This window comes from Polyangium jinanense, from assembly GCF_028435265.1.
GTDB classification, from domain to species: domain Bacteria; phylum Myxococcota_A; class Polyangia; order Polyangiales; family Polyangiaceae; genus Polyangium; species Polyangium jinanense.
Genome location: NZ_JAGTJK010000072.1, coordinates 1 through 17757 on the forward strand (window position 1 = coordinate 1; position 17757 = coordinate 17757).

Below are 17757 nucleotides of genomic sequence, written 5' to 3' on the forward strand. Positions count from 1 at the left end.
GGATAAACCGCGCATCGCGCGGTTTATCCGCCCTCGGTCCAGGCCGTGCCTGGTCCGGGGTGCAGGGGGCGGACAGCCCCCTGCTGGGGTGCGGGGCAAAGCCCCGCGCTCACCTTTCAGCCCATCGCTGGCGTCGGCCGTCGCGACGGCCTTCGCAGGGCGAGCCCGGCGACGCGCCCGGCGAGCTCTGCGTCCGTCACGCTCTTCGATGCGTACCCGTGGGCTCCCACGCTCACTGCGAGATCTGCGAGCTCCACGTCGGACTTGTCCCCGACCAGCATGATTCGGGTTTGTCCGAGCCCGTAGGCGTCTCGGATCATCTTTACGAGCAGACCGCCGTCGAGCCGCGGCATGTCCACGTCGACGAGCACGATCTCGCAGCCCGTCTCGCGGACCGCGTGCAGGCTGCCGAAGGGACCCTCATGAAAGCGCGCCCGCATACCTGCCTTTTCCAGGCAACGTACGGCGCGCTGGCCGAAGGTCGGGTCGTCGTCGATGATCAAAACGCGGGCCATGGTCGACCCAGATGCAAGGAACGGACCACGATCCGGAAACGCTGGAAATGCGTGAAAAGAAAGGGATTCTTTGGCTCGCCCGTCCAGGACGTCTTGCAGGGCTAAACGGCCGGTGCGCGCCAGCTTTGCACTTCTGCGATCTTCGCGTGCAGAGCCCGCTCAGAACGTTCCGCGCACGCCCGCCGTGCCGATCCCGAGCACCGGCGTCCACGTGATCCCGGCGGCCTTCTTCTCGTCTTTTTTGGGCTTCTCGGTCGGACCCGCGATGAGCAGCGGCACGCCCACGCCGAGGCCCACCACGCCGACCACGAGGCCTGCCGTCGTCGCGTAGCGCAGCGCATCGAAGAAGTCCGCGTCCGCGTGGAACTCTGGCTGACACGTCCGGTTCGGGCACTTCGTGGTGAGCTCCTGCTCCTTCGAAAGCGCGAGCCCACCCGTCACTCCGAACGCCACCATGCCGCCCGCGCCGACGCCGATCCCCACCCAGGCGATCGTTCTCCAGAACGGATCCGGCTCCGGCGGCTTCGGCTTTGGCAGCGGCGGGAGCATGAGCACGACCTTCTCCGTCTGCTTCACGACGAGGTCGACCTTCTTCTTCACCTTCGTCTCGCCGCGACGAACCTCGACCTCGTGCGGCCCTGGATCGATCGGACGCTTCTGCCCGAGCAGCGCGAGCGGGATCTGCGTGCCGTCGACGTACACCGTGATGCCGTCGCCCAAGGGCCCCGTGACCTCGATCGTCAGGCTCGGGATGAGCGGCAAGAGCTCCTCGCGCTCCTTGAGCGCGTCGGCTTGCGCCTTGCGGAATGCCGGCGTGACCTGCGTGCGCGAGAGATCCATGCGCGTCACCGCGAGGTAACGCTCCGTGGCCTCGACGAGGCGGCCGAGCTTCACGAGGCTTCGCGCCGCGCGCAGGCCGAGCGTCGGCGCGGGCACGAGCTGATCGGCGAGGTTGAACTTTTCGAGCGCCTCGGCGTACTGGCCCTTGTCGAAGAGCGCGATGCCCTCCTCGCCGAGCTTGCGCGCGGCGCTGCGGGTCGCGAAGTCCTGCCCTGTGCTCACGGCCGGCGAGAGCCAGGTGAGCGCGGCGAAGGCGAGCGGCAGGCACGTCCGGAAGGGCGCTCGCGTGGGCTTCGAGGGAGGGCGGTTCATCGGGGCTCGTGTTCGTCTCAGAAGCCGAGGACGTCTTCCTTCGTGTTCTTCTTGGTCCCGGTGCGAATCTTCGGAGCAGAGCCCGCGTCGGGCGCGCTTGGCGCGGCCGGCGCGCCTGCGTCGTCTCCAGGGGTCGCGGTGACGGGCACGTTCGGCGCGGGGCTCGGCGCGGCGCTCGGCGGGCTCGCGGGAGGAAGCGCGCTCGTGGCGGGGTGGATCGCCGAGGGCGTCGGGGCCTCCGTGCCTGGGTCACGCCCCTTCACGATCCACACGGCGCCGACCGCGCCCAGGAGGAACACCGGGAGCACGGCGAGCGCGATCGTGAGCGCGCGCCGCGAGCTCGGGTTCGTGGGGCCGCTCGACCAGGCCGTGTTCCGCCCCGTCGGCTCGGGCCCGCCCGACTGCACCATCGAGCCGAGCGGCACCGTCGCGGCTCCTCCGCCTTGGCTGCGCAGGAGCACGAGCGAGAGCCCCTCGGCGAGCTCGCGCGCGGACTGGAACCGGTCCTTCGGCTCGCGTTGCGCCGCGCGCGCGAACCATGCGTCGAAGCCGGGCGGCACGTTGCGCGCGGCCTGGGACGGCACGGGCAAGGGCGCCGAGCAGATGCGCATGAAGAGCTCGCCGAGCGTGCTGCCCGAGAAGGCTCGCACGCCCGTCACGCACTCGAACGCGATCATCGCGAGCTGCCAGAGATCCGAGCGGAAATCGAGCTCCTTGCCGAGCACCTGCTCCGGGCTCATGTACGCGGGCGTCCCGAGCACCGTGCCCGCGTGCGTCTTCAGGTGTGGATCGTGGCCGCCGTCGGCCGTTTTCGCGATGCCGAAGTCGAGGATCTTCACGACCTCGCGTCCCTCCTCGACGGAGAGGAAGACGTTCTCCGGCTTGAGGTCGCGATGCACGATCCCCTGCTTGTGCGCCTTCTCCAGCGCGCGCGCCATCTCGCGAAAGATCCGCACCGCGTCCGACGCGGGCAGGACGCGCGTGCGCGTGAGCCGCTTTGCCAGGCTCTCGCCTTCGAGCAGCTCCATCACGATGTACGCGACGTGCCCTTGCGCGCCGTGATCCATCGTCTGGACCACGTTCTCGTTCTTGAGCCTCGCCGCGGCGCGCGCCTCGTGGAGGAAGCGCGCCATCGTCTCCTGCGGATTCTGCGACGACGCGAGATCGACGAGCTTCACCGCCACGGTCGTGCCGAGTGACGTGTGCTCGGCGCGCCAGACTTGCCCCATGCCGCCGGCCCCGATGGGCGTGGTGAGGCGATATTTTCCCCCGATGATCGAGCCCGGCGCCCAGGGGCTCGGCCTCACGCTCTGCAGCTCGGGTTCGGGAGGTCTCACGGCGGAGACCAAAGTTTAAACCACGAGCCGCCGAAACGGGAAACACCCCGTGCGTGGGTCCGTCCGATCTAGCGCGGCCCTCCGCTCATCCGCATCGGAATTTGTGCCGCGGGCCCCTGTGGCGGGAGCTGCTCGCGCACCTCGATCGAGCGCGTCTCGTCGTACTCCGGCTCGCCTCCGACCGATAGCGACGGCCAGTCGGGAAAGTAGGTCCCCGGCGCGATCACCACGGCATACGTGGGCGGCTCGGGCGCGAGCGGCGCCTCGGCAGCGCGCTGCGTCGCACCGCGCCCGCAGCCCAGCGCGGAGAGGCCACACGCGAACGCCAGCAGGGAGAACCGACACAGGGCCGAAGATCCCATGCCCCGGCCCCACGCAAGGCGCGGGCCGGGGCGGTGTGCAGGACGTGCGCGACGGGAATCCGGTCAGTCAGGACGGATGTTTCGATCAGGACCCGTTGGCCTTCACGGGGCCCGTAGGGGGCGTGGGAGGCGTGGGGGACGTGAGCAGTGGGAGCAGCCCGTGCGGCTGCGTCGGGGCGGCGACCTGCACCAGAGGCGGCGCGGCTGCGGCGCGCTCGCCGCGGTACCGCTTGATGCAGCCCGCGAGGATCTCGCCGATGAGTGTCCGGAAATCCATGCTCGCGACCTTCGCGATGACGCAGAGATCGCTGAAATCCGGGGTGAGCCCCGGCAGCGGGTTGCACTCGATCACGTACACCGTGCCGTCCTTCGCCATGCGCAGATCGATCCGCGCGACGTCGCGGCAGTGCAGCGCGAGGAACGTGTCGCGCGCGATCTTCTCGATCCGTTTGAGCTCCGCCGATCCGAGGTTCGCCGGGCATTCGAAGCGCACGCGCGTCGTGCCCATCTGCTTCTCCTCGAAGCCGTAGACCGGGTGCTCGGGCGGATCGACGAAGACCACCTCCATCGGCGGCAAGACCCGCGGCCTTCGGTCGCCGAGCAGGCCCACGGTGAGCTCGCGGCCGTCGACGTACTCCTCGACGAGCGCTGGTTGCCCATACCGCTCGAGCAAGACCTTCGCCGCGGCGCGCGCGCTCGCCTCGTCCGGCACCACGGACGCGCTGCTGATCCCTTTCGACGTGCCCTCCGCGTTCGGCTTGACGATCACCGGGTAACGGAAGGCCTTGAGCTTCTCGCGGCCCGTCGTGAGCACCTGCCACTCGGGCGTCTCGATGCGCGAGGCGCGCAGGATCTGCTTCGTGAGGCCCTTGTCGAGGCAGAGCGAGAGCGTCGTCGGATCGCTGCCGGAGTAGGGAATGCCGAGCAGCTCCAGCATCGCGGGCACCTGCGCCTCGCGGCCCCGTCCGCGCACGCCCTCGGCGATGTTGAAGACCACGTCGGGCTGCGCTGCGAGCAGCCGGTGCGGCAGATCCGGCTTCGCTTCGAGCGGGATCACCGTGTGGCCGAAGCTCTCGAGCGCGTTCGTGATCGCATCGATCGTCTGCGGCGAGTCGAACTCGGCCTCCGCGTCGCCGCCGTCGCGCTTCATGTTGAACGTGAAGCCCACGCGCAGCGTGGCCTTCTTCGCGCGCTTCGGCGCGCTGTCGACGAAGTGCGACATGCCCCTCCGCTTGCAAGCGCTCCGCACGATCGACCGGATCACGCCGTCGTAATCGAAGCCGCCCTTCTTCGCCGCGACGAACATCGCGGCGCTCGGATCGAGCGAGGGCAACGCGTCGACCTCGAGGAAGTGGATGTCATAGCCCGTCTGCGGCGACCCTGGGGCCACGCGGAACTCGCAGCGCCCGAGGTCCTTGAGATCGAGCGCCCGCACGATCCTGCGCGTCAGCGTCTGGATGCGATCGAGCACCGCCGCCGGCAGCTCCGCCGGGCGCGTCGTCACGTGCTCGGGCCGCACGTTCTTCAGATGGAAATCGTAGACGTTGTAAAGGTTCTGGTACCGAGGATCGATCACGTACTCGACCGGATCGAGAATCCCGTCGCTGCCGAGGCCCTCGACGAACGAGCACGACACGTCGACCCCGCGCACGAAGCGCTCGACGAGCAAGCCCGTGGGGAAGCGCGAGAGCTGCCGGTCGACGATCTCGGCGAGCTCGTGGCCGTCCTCGCAGACGCTGAAATCGCCTGAAATCCCCTTCGAGGAGCCCTCGAAGTTCGGCTTCACGATCACCGGGAACGTGACGTCGTCGAGCACGCCGCCCTCGATCGCCACGCGCGTCACGAGCCGCGCACGTGGTGTCGGCACGCCGAAGCCCGCGAGCGTGCGCTTCGTGAGCGCCTTGTCGAGCGTCAGGCAGAGCGTGTACGCGTCCGAGCCCGTGTACGGGAAGCCGAGCTCGTCGAAAAGCGCGGGGTAAAATGCCTCGCGCATCTTGCCCTTGTGCCCCTCGGCCATGTTGAACACGAGGTCGGGCGAGATCGATTCGAGCCGCGCGATGACGCGGGATGCGGGGCCGGAGACCTCGACGCGCTCGACCTCGTGGCCTGCGCGCACGAGGGCCCCTTCGATCGCGTCGATGGTTGCTGGACTGTCGAACTCCGCCTCGTCGGGGGAGCCCGTGATCTTCAAATTGTAGGTGAGCGCGAGGCGCATCGTTGAAAAGGAGGGTGCCGAAGGAGAGGGAGGATGTCGCGGGTTTTTCGAGGGGAAAATGTAGCTGGGCGAGCGTGTGATGCGGGCGGACGACCGCGGCGTCAAGCGTCTAGGGCTCCCCTCGCGCGGGGGCACGTGCTACGGCCCCGTGCGTGACGGATCTGGTGGCCTTTCCTCCGCCGACGTTCCCCGAGCCGGCGGACGAGCTCAACGAGCCCCAGGCGCGGGCCGTGGCCCACGCCGAGGGCCCGCTCGTCGTGTTTGCGGGCGCGGGCAGCGGCAAGACGCGTGTCATCACGTATCGCATCGCGAACCTGCTCGCCGGGCACCGCGTGCCTCCGTACCGCGTGCTCGCCGTGACCTTCACGAACAAGGCGGCCGGCGAGATGCGCCGCCGCATCGCGAGCCTCGCGGGCGACGAGATCGCCAAGGAGCTCTGGATCGGCACGTTCCACGCGACGTGCGCGCGCCTGCTCCGCCGCTTCCACGAAGCGGCGGGCCTCGAGCGCAACTTCGTCATCTACGACGACTCCGACCAGCGCGCGGTCGTCGCGCGTGTCTTGAAAGAGCTCTCGCTCGACGACAAGCGCTACCCGCCGCGGCAGGTCCTCTCGCGCATCCACAAGGAGAAGCAGGAGGGCCGCGGCCCCGCCGATTTCGAGCCGCAGGGCTTCTTCGACGACGCGATCCTCAAGGTCTACGAGGGCTACGAGCGTTACCTCCGCAAGGCGAACGCCGTCGACTTTGACGACCTCATCCTCTCGGTCCTCCGCATCGCCGAGGATCCGAAGAGCCTCGCCGGCGACGATCTCCGCGCGCGCTTCCGGCACGTCCTCGTCGACGAGTTCCAGGACGTGAACCAGGTCCAGTACCGCCTCGTGCGCGCGCTCGCCGCGAGCCGCAACCTCTGCGTCGTCGGCGACGACGATCAGAGCATCTACCGCTGGCGCGGCGCCGACGTGCGCATCGTCCGCAACTTCCGGCGCGACTTCCCCGACGCCGCCATCGTCAAGCTCGAGCAGAACTACAGGTCCACGGGCAACATCGTCCGGGCCGCGCTCGGCGTCATCAAGCCGGCGAAGGATCGCGAGCCGAAGGAGCTCTGGACCGCGCGCGACGGCGGCGAGCCCGTCGTCGTCGTCGCCGCGCAGAACGAGCACGACGAGGCCGCGTGGGTGGCCGAGCGTGTGCGCGAGGCCCAGGCGCGTGGCGTCCCGCTCGGCGAGGTCGCGATCTTCTACCGCGTCCACGCCCAGTCGCGCGTGCTCGAAGAGGTCCTGCGCGCCGAGCGCATCCCCTACCAGATCGTCGGCGGCATGCGCTTCTTCGAGCGTGCCGAGGTGAAGGACTGTCTCTCGTACCTGCGCATCCTCGACAACCCGAAGAGCGACGTCGACCTCGAGCGCATCATCAACGTCCCCGCGCGTAAGATCGGCGGGGCCACGCTCGATCGGCTCACGCAGGTCGCGAACGCGCTGAACGTGCCGCTCTACGAGGCGATCCTGCCGCTCACGGATCGCGGCGGCCTCGGCACGGCCGCGAAGAAGAGCTTGCTCGCCTTCCGCGAGCTCATCGAAGGCCTGCGCGAAAAGGCCGCCTCCGCGCCGCCGAGCGACCTCGCGCGCGAGGTCCTCGAACGCACGGGTTACGCCCGCATGCTCGACGAGGACGACAGCGCCGAGAGCGACGCGCGCAAGCAGAACCTCCAGGAGCTCATCGGCTCCATCCTCGATTACGAGGCCGAGGCCGCGGCGGTGGGCCAGGTCGGCGCGCTCTCCGGCTACCTCGAGCGCATCACGCTCTCGAGCGACATCGACGCACTCGAGGACGCGCCGCGTGTCTCGATGATGACCGTGCACGCGGCCAAGGGCCTCGAGTTCGACACGGTCTTCATCACGGGCATGGAGGACGAGATCTTCCCCTTCAAGGGCCCGGATCCCAAGCGCAACGAGGACATCGAGGAGGAGCGCCGCCTCGCCTACGTCGCCGTCACGCGCGCCCGCGAGCGCCTCTTCGTGACGCACGCGGCGCGGCGCATGATCTTCGGCAACACGCGCTTCGGCGTGCCGAGCCGCTTCATCGCCGATTTCCCGGTCGCCGGCGTAAAACCCCTCATGACGGCCGCGGCGTCGAGCGAGCGCTCCTTCCGCGACGGCTACCGCGACGAACCCGCGCGCCCGCGCGGGCCGTGGACGCATCCCATGGATCGCGGTGGCGACGCACCCGCGCGCCCGTTCTCCACGCCTTCCCCGGCCCTGCCCGCGCGCGCGCCGGGCGAGCGCTACATCGAGCGCGAGCCGGTCGAGGCCTCAGGCGAGGGGGGCCTCGCACGCGGGGCGCGCGTCATGCACGAGAAGTTCGGTGTGGGCGTCATCGTTGAGGTCGATCCCGGCGACGACCCGATCGCCACCGTGAAATTCTCGGGCTGGGGCGTGAAGCGTATCAAAGCACGATTCTTGCGGACCGAGTAATCCAATCCACCCTCCGATGCCACGCATGACCCTCGCAATGGGGGGACGACGTGGTGTACGCTGGGAAATCGTAGCGTCGCGATTTCCGAGCGAGGGAGGGCTTGAAGGATGAACACCGAAGCCGGACTGCTCCAAGAGCTCGTCGACGGAATGCCGGATCCGATGTTTTTCAAGGACCGGCAGCATCGCTGGATTGCATTCAATCGTGCCTTCTGCGACCTCCTCGGCCGGCCGCCCGAGGAGATCCGCGGCCGGAGTGATCCCGACTTTTTCCCGCCCGATCAGGTCGCCGTCTTCTGGGAGCACGACGACCTGGTCTTCGAGACAGGTCGGCCCGACCTCAACGAGGAGAAGATCACGCTCGGAGGCGGCGAGCTCCGGATCCTCTGGACGCGCAAGGTGCCGATTCGCGACGCGTCGCGAGCCGTGGTGGGCCTCTATGGGCTCATCATGGATATCACCCACCAGATGGAGCACGCCCGCAAGACCGAGCTCCTCGAAGCCGAGGCGGCGCGGAAGCAGGCGATCATCGAGGCGCAGGAACGGGTCATCGACGGCCTCGTCGTACCGGTGCTCGAAATATGGGAGGGCATCCTGTTATTGCCCCTCGTCGGCGCGCTCTCGCAGAGTCGGGCAGCGCATGCCATCGAGAGCGTGCTCGCCGCCGTCAGCGAGCGCAACACGGAGACGGTTCTCATCGACGTCACAGGCGCGGGTTTACCCGACGCAGCCGGGGCAGAAATCATCGCCCGCGCGGTGCGCGCCCTCGCCCTGCTCGGCTGCCGCACGATCCTCGTCGGTATCAGCGCGGAGTCGGCCCGCACGTTCGTCGAGGGAGGTCTGGATCTCGGAGGAATGACGACGTGCGCCACCCTGAAACAGGGGTTGTCCAGGGCGCTCGCATTGCGACGGGGATCGTCGCGCCGCTGAGACAGCGCTCTATCGCGCCTTGATCTGATTCGCGACGGCCTCGGCCTTCGCCTTCGCCGCCGCCTCGTCGCCGAGGTACCGGCGCGAGATCGGCTTCAAATTCCCGTCGAGCTCGTACAAAAGCGGCACCCCCGTCGGGATGTTCAGCTCGACGATCTCCGAATCCGAAATCCCGTCGAGATGCTTCACCAGCGCGCGCAGGCTATTTCCGTGCGCCGCGATGATCACGCGTTTCCCGCTCCGGATCGCCGGCGCGATATCGGACTCCCAGAACGGCAGGAACCGCGCCACCGTGTCCTTGAGCGATTCGCTCGCCGGGATCTCCTCCTTGCGGAGCGAGGCATACCGCGGATCCTTCCCAGGCCAGCGCGGATCGTCCTCGCCCATCGCAGGCGGCGGCGTGTCGTAGCTCCGGCGCCAGATCTTCACCTGCGCCTCGCCGTGCTTCGCCACCGTCTCGGCCTTGTCGAGCCCCTGCAGCGCCCCGTACATCCGCTCGTTCACCCGCCAGTTCTCGGTGACGGGGATCCACATCCGATCGAGCTCCTCCAGCACGATCCACAACGTCTTGATGGCGCGCTTCAGCACCGACGTGTACGCCACGTCGAACGTCAGCCCCTCGGCCGCGATCATCTGCGCAGCAGCGCGCGCCTCCTCGACGCCCTTTTCACTGAGCGGTACGTCGACCCAGCCGGTAAAGCGGTTTTCCTTGTTCCACTGGCTCTCGCCATGGCGGAGGAGGACGAGCTTGTGCATCACGTTCTTCCCTTCAGAGAGCTGCATCCGACCTCACAACGAGGCCCGCCCGGGGGCATGACGCGGCCGTTCTCCGGCGTCAAGCGTCTCGTCCCGAGGCAAACGCATCGCCGCGCCGCGTCGATCCCGCTCGCCTTCGCAGCACGGTTCAGGTATCGGAGGCGATCCGATGAGCTCCACCGTCCACGCCACGTTCCTCGTCGCCGCGCCCGATCAGCCGGGCCTCGTCGCGCGTCTCGCCGGCTTTTTCTACAACGCCGGCCTCAACATCATCGACGCCGGCAACCACACCGACGTCCACGTCGAGGGCGGAGCGCGGTTCTTCATGCGCATGGTCGTCGACGTCTCAGGCCTCTCCGCCCCCGCAGCAAGCGCAGCCCTCGGCGGCTCCTCGACCCGCGCAGCCCTCGAGCGCGCCTTCGGCGACCTCGCCCAGACCCTCTCGGCCACCTGGTCCGTCCGCTACGGCGACCAGATCCAGCGCGTCGCCGTCCTCGTGACGAAAGACCCCGCCTGCCTCTACGACCTCGTCCTGCGGCAGCGCTCAGGCGAATTGCCCTGCGAGATCCCGCTGGTCCTTTCAAACCACCCGACCCTCGAGCCCGTCGCCGAGAGCTTCCGCATTCCGTTCTTCTGTCTGCCCGTCACACCCGACACGAAACGCGACCAGGAAAAGCGAATCCTGGAGCTCTGCCGCCGGCACCACGTGGATCTCGTCGTGCTCGCCCGATACATGCAAGTCCTCACCGAGGACTTCCTGAACGAGGCACCGCCCGTGATCAACATCCACCACGGCTTCCTGCCCGCATTCCAGGGCGCCAAACCCTATCACCAAGCCCACGCGCGCGGCGTGAAGATGATCGGCGCGACAGCCCATTACGCGACGAAAGACCTCGATCAGGGCCCCATCATCGAGCAAGACGTCGCACGCGTCACGCACGCGATGGGCCCCGACGAGATGTCCCGCACCGGCCGCGACGTCGAACGCGTCGTACTCTCGCGCGCCGTCCGCGCGCACCTCGAGCGACGCGTGATTGTCGAGGGGCGGCGGACGATCGTGCTTTGATGGCGTAGCGCCGGGGCGCTGCCCCGGACCCCGCGGGGGCTGTCCGCCCCTCGACCCGGACCAGGCACGGCCTGGACCGAGGGCGGATAAACCGCGCGATGCGCGGTTTATCCGACGGGCCCGTGGCAAGACCACGAACCACCTCGTCAGCCGAGACGGCAGCGCTGCACGCCTCGAGCAGACACGTCAGCGCTGCGGTTTTGACTGGCAACATCGTCGCCGGTCTTGCCTCGGCCTGTTCGATGAACTGCGCATCGCGCAGTTCATCGACCCCGGGTCCAGCGCTTGCGCTGGTCCAGGGTGCAGGGGGCGGATAGCCCCCTGCTGGGGTGCGGGGCAAAGCCCCGCGTCAAGGCGCTCCGATCGCGAGCACCTTCAGCTCCGAGATGTTTACCTTGTTGAAGCGCCCGCTCTGCCCGCCCATCCCGTTGTACGAACCGAAATGGGCGAAGTCGCTCATGTTGCCGGAGCCGGCGTCCTCTCGGATCACGATTGAATAGGTTTTTCCGGCCACGAGATCGACGGGTACGAAGTTCGAATCGCGCCAGTCGTCCCAGGTCGCGAGGTGGGGCATCGTGAGTTGCCCGCTGCCCACGAGTGTCGCGCCGTCCCACACCTCGATCGCCTTCACGCTGCAGGTGATGCCCGTCGTGTAATCGCCGGCGCCGTTGCCCGCCGTCACCTGCAGCAAGTGCCGCCCCGATTGCTTCGCGGTCACGTTCGAGACCGTGATCTTGTGCCCGGGATCGCCCCAGTTCTCGTAATGCCAGCGGCCGTGGTTCAGGACGAGCGTGCCGCCCGTCGCCTGAAAGCTCTGCTGCGCGCCGAAGGACTGGATCCGCGTGTTGTTCGGCCCCCAGTAACACCAGGGCCGCGCGCGTTGCGAGGCGTTGCCCGACGTCTTGAAGACCGCCTCCACCGTGTAGCAATACGTCTTCGTCATGTACTCCGTGCTCCCCGGGTCCACGTACGACGTCGTGCCTCCGGGCAGGTCCTGCGCGATTCGCGTCCCGTCGCGATACACGTTGAGCGTCACGTCGTTCGGGTTCTCTCCCACGGAGAAATTGACCTGGACCCGATCATTCGTGATCACGAGACCCGAAATCGAGGGCGTATGCGGGCCGAACACATTCTTGTAATTGGCGATCTCCGCGTCCCCGAGCGCGGTGATCCCCTTCGTCGACGGCGCGCCTGCACCGAGCTCGATCTCGAACACGCTGTCCTGCCCGAGCGCCGCCGCGTCCACGAAACCCGTCCCCACGTCCTGCCCGTCGAGCCGCGCCGCCGTCACGTCGAGCAGCCCATTGTCGCCCGACACCGCCGGCAGCTTCACCCGGACCGAGATCCGCTTCCCCTTGTACCGCACGCCCGACAGCGTGATCTCGTCCATCCCCGAGAACAGCGTATTGCGCAGCCCTCGCGTGATCTTCGGCGCGAACCGGATCCCCGATTGCGTCGCTTCCAGCCCGAAGAGCACGTCGTGCACGACCCCGACGAACCCGGCCACGCTCCAGAGCTGCCTTTGTGAATTGACGACCGGCCCGCTCGTTGGCCCTTCTTCCTTCCAGTTCGCCCCGGTCACGGCCTCGAAGTTCTCCATGTTGGAGAGGTTCAGCGCCGCGCCGCGCACGAGCGCGCGCACCGCGTTGTCGATCGCGTCCGCGTTGCCCGCCTTCGCCGCGGCCTTGGCCCAGAACGCCGTCACGAACGGCCAGATCGCGCGATTGTGATAGATCCGTGTATTCTGCTGCTGCGGCCAGATCACGGGCGCGCCCTTCGGCAAATGCGGATACCGCGCCACGATCTCCTCCGCCTCGGCCTTCGTTGCGACATCGAACAGCACCGCGAACGCCGAGCCCAGGAGATCGTATTGCAGCGTCGGCGCCGGATCCAGATACGTCGTCACGAACGTCGAATACATCTGCCGCTCCGGCAAGAACAGCCGCGCCCGGATCGCGTCCCGCAGCGCCGTCGCCCACCCGGCGTATTTCTGACTCGCCGCCGTATCTCCCTTCTCCTCCGCGAGCTTCACGGCGACGTCGAGCATCACGAGATGCGCGATGTTCGTCCCGAGCGCCTTGCTCATCCCGATCTGCACCGTATCCGTCGCGACCCACGCGGGATACGTCTGCTCGCGCCAGTCGAGGAACGACTGCTCGCCGCGATAAAGCCCGTCGGCCTTGTCCCACACGACGAGCCGATCGTGCTCCGCCGTGTTCACGATCGCCTCGTACGCGAGGTCCCGGAACGCCGACCGCTCCGCCCCATCGAGGTGCTTCAGCAGCTCGAACGCGCCCATCGCCCAGACCACGCGATCCGACGAGATCGGATAACTCCCGCCCGTCCCCGTATCCTGCACGATCTCGCGCTTCGTCCCGTCGCGCCGCAGGCTCGTCTTGAACTCCATCGAGTTTCGCGCCCGCGTCGGATCGAGCAGCGAGAGCCCGAGCGCCACCGAATACGACGTATCCCGCGTCCAGACGTATTTCCAGAGCCGCCCCGTCTCGAAGCAGCCGCCTTGCGGGCAGGGGAGGGGATTGCCACCATTGAACGCGTAATCGCTGATCGCCGCGACCGAACACTCGCGCGACTCCTCGACGGCCAGCGCATAGAGCGCGTCGAGCATGTCGTGCCCCGTCCGCAGCACGGGTTGTCCGGGCACTTCCGCGATCGTCCGCGGGTTCGACGGGTTGTTGTCGCGCAGCGGCCCCGTGGTCGAGAGCACGTACGTCCGCGCGCAGCTCGCCGCGTTCTGCACGACGACCGTGGCCTGGTTCGGCGCGTCGTACCACGTGCCCGTCCCAGACGCCGGCGTCCCCGTCGGCGGCACACATTCGGCGCTGCTGCCGCCGCCGCTGCCGCCGCTGCCGCCGCTGCCGCTGCTGCTCGCGCTTCCGCCGCCGCTTCCGCCGCCGCCTGCGCCGCTGCCTCCGCTCCCGCTTCCGCTCGAGCTCCCCGAGCCTGTTCCGAGGGTCGTTCCCGAGGTCGTACCGCCCAATTCGTCACCTCCGCATCCGAGGGCCGCGAGCGCGGCGAGGGAGACGAAGCAAGTGCCCAGGGGGTTGCGAAGCACGTTCATGATGAGAAAACACGTGGCTTTTTCGACCCGCTTGTCAAGCCCGAAGCGATTTGCGGTATCGTCCCAAACCTATGATCGCCCTCGCCGCCGTTCCTCGGGCCAGGCTCTCGCTTTTCAACAAGCTCGTCTACGCCGCGGGGAACACCGGGAACGTCCTTGGTTACCAGCTCGTCACGACCTACGTCCTCAGGCTCTACGCGCCGCCCGACGACAAGGGCACCGCGCTGATCCCCGCGTTCCTGGCCGGCGCGATCCCCACCTACCTCCTCCTGAACCTCATCGCGCGAGGCTTCGATACCTTCTGGGACCCGATCATCGCGAACTGGTCCGATCGCAGCAAACACCGCTTCGGCCGCCGCCGCGCCTTCATGCTCGCGGGCGTCTTTCCCCTCGCGCTCACGGGAGGCCTCATCTTTTTCCCGCCCACGGCCGCCTCGTCGCTGCTCAACGTCGTCTGGCTCGGCGCCACGCTCACGGCCTATTACGCGATGTTCTCGGTGTACGTCGCGCCGTACCTCGCGCTCCTGCCCGAGATCGCGCCCGACAAGCAGGAAAACACCTCGCTCTCGACCCTGCTCGCGGCCGCGGCCCTGCTCGGCGCGCTCGGCGTCATGGTCGTCGCCCCGGCCCTTTTCCTCGGCAAGGGTGGTGACGATCGTGTCGAGCTCCAGACCATGGCCTTTGCCCTCGCCGTGCTCTCGTTCGTCCTGATGCTCCTGCCCGTCGTTTTCCTCGACGAGCGGCGCCTCTCGGTCCGTGCCCAGGAGACGGATACCGCGCCGAGCCACCTCGGCCTCGTGGATTCCCTGCGCGCGACGTTCGCGGACCGCGCATTTTTACCCTATGTCTTCGGCTATACGCTCTATTTCTTCGCCTTCAACATGATCTCGACGGGCGTGCCCTTTTACGTCGAGGTGCTCATGGGCCGCCCGCTCGCCGAGGTGGGCAAGCTCCTCGGCCCCATGTTCGGCGTGGCCGCCCTCGCGTTTCCTTTGCTCGGCGGCCTCACGCGGCGAATCTCCAAAAAGGGGGCCATGATCGCCTCGGCGCTCGTCTTTGGTGCATTGATGGCCCTCATTCCGGTCGTGCACGACGTCCGGATCGGCATGGTCCTCTTCGCGCTCGCGGGCGTCCCTGTCGCGATCTTCATGGCCATCCCGAACGCCATTCTCGCGGACGTCTGCGAGGCGTCCACGCGGCGCACGGGCGAGCGCCGCGAGGCCATGTTCTTCGGCGCGCAGGGATTTTTGCAGAAGATCTCGCTCGGCGTCTCGACGGGCGTCTTTCAGTGGGTGAAGGACGCGCTCGGCAGCTCCGCGGAGAAACCGCTCGGAGTTCAGGCCACGGGGCCACTCGCCACGGCGATTTTGCTGCTCGCGGCCCTCGCATTCGCGAGGTATCCGGAGGCGCGGGTCACGAAGGAGATGGAAGGGGCGGGGTGATTACGGCCGGGGCACGACTGCGAATTGCGGCTCCGTGCTGTAGTCCGGCTTCGCGCTTCGTGCCATGAACACGTCCCAGGCCTCCTGGGCGCCCGGGATCTTCGATTCCACCGCCGCCGCGAGCGCCGGCTGCATGTTCGCCGGGTACCCTTGCGTGCTCGGCGAGTAGCCGACCATCTCGCCTGCCTGGAGCATGAGCGCGGCCCCCATCTCCGGACCCCCGCAGGCCATCGACGCCACCTCCGGATGCCCCTCGTGAACCACCGACGCTTGATAGGCCTCGGCGAACGTCGTGAAGAACTTGTTCTGGGCCGTGTCCTTCACGGGGAGGTGATAGACGCTCGCGAAGACCCAGCAGAAGTCGGGACCAGTCATGCGCCCGACCGGGAATTTCGATTTGTACTCGAGCAGCGGCCGCGCGTCCTCGAAGCCGAGCGAGACCAGGTGGCCGACGCTCCACGTGAAGAAGTCATCCATCCACGGCGCCATCGTGCCGTCGTCGTAGAGCGAATATCCATTCGTGATGATGCCGAGCACGTTCGCATCCGGGTTGTCGATGTAGTTCTTCTTGTACCAGTCGATGTTGTAGCCGACCCGGTCGGTGAAATACTTCTTCATCGGATCGTCGTCCGGCGTGATGTACGCCGCCTGCCCCAGCGTCCGCAGCGACCAGGCCTGGCCGCGCGTCTGATCGAATTGCACGAGCCCCTTCCTGTTTTCGCGGAAGCCCGGGTTCGACTGGAGCATGTTGAAGTTCGCCCAGAACTGGAGCTCCTCCAGGTAGTAGCGATCCCCCGTGAGCAGATAGGGCAAGTAGACGAGCGCAGGCTGATGCGCCGAATCGGGCTCGTAGGGGCTCGAGCAATCGCCCCCGCAGGCGGGGAACGCGTCGGAGACGCCGGTCTCGGGATTGACGGCGTCGCCGGGGTTGCCGAGCAAGGTCATGTACGCGTGGTCTTCGAGCGACACGATACGATCGGTCACCTTGTCGCGGTAGTGGATGGGCCAGCTCCCCGCGCCGTCCGCGGTGCCGAGCGTGGCCCGCTTCGCGCGTTCATCCATGGACAGGAGCCACATGGCGCTCCAGCCCGGCATGGGTCCGATATCGATCCTTCCCCCGGTCTGGGGCATGTATTCCTCTGCCAGGCCGATCCCCATGGGCTCGTACGCCTTTGCGCTGTACGCCGTATCGAGGTTCGCGAGCGCCGTTTCGGCCGGCGCCAGCGTGGGATCGAAGTGCGGGACGGCGCCGGTGGAGAGCAGGTAAGGGATGTCGTGCTCGACGTCGACCTGCGGATCCTCACCCCACCAGAACGCCTTGCGCCAGCGCGCCTTTCGAAGATGAACGAGCCCGCTCTTCGTGTAGACGGACTCCTTGTCGGTATCGATCGCGAGATCGTAGGTGAAGTTCTGCGGCTCCGGCTCGTACGCCCAGTCGTTCTCGACGGTCACGCTCACGAGCACGCTGGGTTTGCCCGCGTATGCGCGCACGTCGAACCGCGCCGTGAGGTGCGGGTGCGCGCCGTCGGGGCCAGCCACCGGCGCCACCACGGACCACTCGGAGACTAGCGGGCCATCGAGCCAAGCAGGTCCTACCTTGGCTTCGAGAAGCGAGCGCGCGGACGCCTCGTAATGTTTGCCCGCGAGCTCCACCGATACTTTGGCGTCAAACGTCGTCGCGAGGAGCTCCGACGCCGCGACGGAGGCGCCCTCTTCGCCGGCGGACGCGGGATACAGTTCGAGCGTCGTGCTCCCGCTGCCGGGCAGCTTGGGAATGCGCGCCGTCAGCACGGCGTGGCGGAGCGAGCCATCGGCGTGTGTCGCCTTGGCGTCGACCTGGAGCGGAACATCCACGCCCTCGATACGCGCCGCCACGGTGGCGCCGGAGGGCACGTCGCCGACCGCGAATGGCTGCGCGAACGTGACGAGGACGTCCTCTCGCTCGGATGCGCCGCCGCTCCGATCGACCACGACGACCTTGGTGAACGTCTCCCCGAGCGGGTTATGACCGCCGTTGCCCGCCGAGCCGCCGTCGCCGCCGGTGCCGCCGCTGCCGGCGGGATCGGTGCCGCCGCAGGCCGCCAAAAAGGCGAGCGCGGCGAAGGTCGTCGTCAACGAAAAAGCAAGGTTCCTCATCGATGAATCTCCAGGCACATCGGGCCGCTGGCCGCAGCCCGCCGTGTGCATGCAAAAGAAGTCGCCCGGACCGTTTACGAGCACAACCACATTCGATTGCGAAACGCAATGGAGTCGTTTGTGAACGTTTGTGAATTCGGTGGCGCCAGATTATTCGAGCGTGGATGTGGTTTGCGCCGTTGCCCCGAACCCCATCGGTAAGATTGTTCCAATGGGCAACACGGCGAGGCACGGCTACACTTCCCAATACAAACGCGACGTGTTAGCGTTGGGTCTTCGCAGTGACACCGCCGATA

General features: G+C 67.7%; 12 protein-coding genes. 4 read left to right on the forward strand and 8 right to left on the reverse strand.

Annotated features, from left to right (window positions below; all coding sequences use genetic code 11):
- Positions 1 to 116 precede the first annotated feature (116 nt).
- From KEG38_RS49705 to KEG38_RS49725, 5 genes are all read right to left on the reverse strand, one after another.
- Positions 117 to 515 carry a response regulator gene (locus tag KEG38_RS49705; protein ID WP_272427943.1) on the reverse strand — a complete coding sequence of 133 codons (399 nt, stop codon included), beginning with the start codon at positions 513 to 515 and terminating at the stop codon, positions 117 to 119.
- Between the two features lie 159 nt (positions 516 to 674).
- Positions 675 to 1667, reverse strand: a complete 993-nt coding sequence (locus tag KEG38_RS49710; RefSeq protein ID WP_272427944.1) for a tetratricopeptide repeat protein — start codon at positions 1665 to 1667, stop codon at positions 675 to 677.
- A gap of 17 nt (positions 1668 to 1684) precedes the next feature.
- The gene (locus tag KEG38_RS49715; RefSeq protein WP_272427945.1) at positions 1685 to 3004 is read right to left on the reverse strand and encodes a serine/threonine-protein kinase; all 1320 of its coding nucleotides are present in this window, start codon (positions 3002 to 3004) and stop codon (positions 1685 to 1687) included.
- Positions 3005 to 3072: 68 nt separating this feature from the next.
- On the reverse strand, positions 3073 to 3366 hold the full coding sequence (locus tag KEG38_RS49720; RefSeq protein WP_272427946.1) for a hypothetical protein: 294 nt from the start codon (positions 3364 to 3366) through the stop codon (positions 3073 to 3075).
- Positions 3367 to 3451: 85 nt separating this feature from the next.
- Positions 3452 to 5581 carry a D-alanine--D-alanine ligase family protein gene (locus KEG38_RS49725; protein WP_272427947.1) on the reverse strand — a complete coding sequence of 710 codons (2130 nt, stop codon included), beginning with the start codon at positions 5579 to 5581 and terminating at the stop codon, positions 3452 to 3454.
- A 152-nt stretch (positions 5582 to 5733) separates the two neighbouring features.
- On the opposite strand from KEG38_RS49725, the gene KEG38_RS49730 reads away from it, so the two are divergent.
- Complete coding sequence (locus tag KEG38_RS49730) at positions 5734 to 8052, forward strand: ATP-dependent helicase (RefSeq protein WP_272427948.1); 2319 nt, start codon at positions 5734 to 5736, stop codon at positions 8050 to 8052.
- Between the two features lie 108 nt (positions 8053 to 8160).
- Complete coding sequence (locus KEG38_RS49735; RefSeq protein ID WP_272427949.1) at positions 8161 to 8982, forward strand: PAS domain-containing protein; 822 nt, start codon at positions 8161 to 8163, stop codon at positions 8980 to 8982.
- A 9-nt stretch (positions 8983 to 8991) separates the two neighbouring features.
- On the opposite strand, the gene gpmA is transcribed toward KEG38_RS49735, so the two are convergent.
- Positions 8992 to 9738, reverse strand: a complete 747-nt coding sequence (gpmA, locus tag KEG38_RS49740) for a 2,3-diphosphoglycerate-dependent phosphoglycerate mutase (RefSeq protein WP_272427950.1) — start codon at positions 9736 to 9738, stop codon at positions 8992 to 8994.
- 169 nt (positions 9739 to 9907) lie between these two features.
- On the opposite strand from gpmA, the gene purU reads away from it, so the two are divergent.
- Entirely contained in the window at positions 9908 to 10804 is an 897-nt protein-coding gene (gene purU, locus KEG38_RS49745; protein WP_272427951.1) for a formyltetrahydrofolate deformylase, read from the forward strand.
- Between the two features lie 349 nt (positions 10805 to 11153).
- Here purU and KEG38_RS49750 read toward each other — a convergent pair whose 3' ends face one another.
- Positions 11154 to 13883, reverse strand: coding sequence for an MGH1-like glycoside hydrolase domain-containing protein (locus KEG38_RS49750; protein ID WP_272427952.1), 2730 nt, complete (start codon positions 13881 to 13883; stop codon positions 11154 to 11156).
- A gap of 71 nt (positions 13884 to 13954) precedes the next feature.
- On the opposite strand from KEG38_RS49750, the gene KEG38_RS49755 reads away from it, so the two are divergent.
- Positions 13955 to 15325: an MFS transporter gene (locus KEG38_RS49755; protein ID WP_272427954.1), complete on the forward strand. Its 1371-nt coding sequence runs from the start codon at positions 13955 to 13957 to the stop codon at positions 15323 to 15325.
- On the opposite strand, the gene KEG38_RS49760 is transcribed toward KEG38_RS49755, so the two are convergent.
- On the reverse strand, positions 15326 to 17461 hold the full coding sequence (locus KEG38_RS49760; RefSeq protein ID WP_272427955.1) for a hypothetical protein: 2136 nt from the start codon (positions 17459 to 17461) through the stop codon (positions 15326 to 15328).
- Positions 17462 to 17757: the final 296 nt, after the last annotated feature.

Excerpts from the sequence above, each read along its gene's own strand:
- KEG38_RS49705 (WP_272427943.1), bottom strand. The coding sequence starts at position 515 with ATGGCCCGCGTTTTGATCATCGACGACGACCCGACCTTCGGCCAGCGC.
- KEG38_RS49710 (WP_272427944.1), bottom strand. The coding sequence starts at position 1,667 with ATGAACCGCCCTCCCTCGAAGCCCACGCGAGCGCCCTTCCGGACGTGC.
- KEG38_RS49720 (WP_272427946.1), bottom strand. The coding sequence starts at position 3,366 with ATGGGATCTTCGGCCCTGTGTCGGTTCTCCCTGCTGGCGTTCGCGTGT.
- KEG38_RS49725 (WP_272427947.1), bottom strand. The coding sequence starts at position 5,581 with ATGCGCCTCGCGCTCACCTACAATTTGAAGATCACGGGCTCCCCCGAC.
- KEG38_RS49735 (WP_272427949.1), top strand. The coding sequence starts at position 8,161 with ATGAACACCGAAGCCGGACTGCTCCAAGAGCTCGTCGACGGAATGCCG.
- gpmA (WP_272427950.1), bottom strand. The coding sequence starts at position 9,738 with ATGCACAAGCTCGTCCTCCTCCGCCATGGCGAGAGCCAGTGGAACAAG.
- purU (WP_272427951.1), top strand. The coding sequence starts at position 9,908 with ATGAGCTCCACCGTCCACGCCACGTTCCTCGTCGCCGCGCCCGATCAG.
- KEG38_RS49750 (WP_272427952.1), bottom strand. The coding sequence starts at position 13,883 with ATGAACGTGCTTCGCAACCCCCTGGGCACTTGCTTCGTCTCCCTCGCC.
- KEG38_RS49755 (WP_272427954.1), top strand. The coding sequence starts at position 13,955 with ATGATCGCCCTCGCCGCCGTTCCTCGGGCCAGGCTCTCGCTTTTCAAC.
- KEG38_RS49760 (WP_272427955.1), bottom strand. The coding sequence starts at position 17,461 with ATGAGGAACCTTGCTTTTTCGTTGACGACGACCTTCGCCGCGCTCGCC.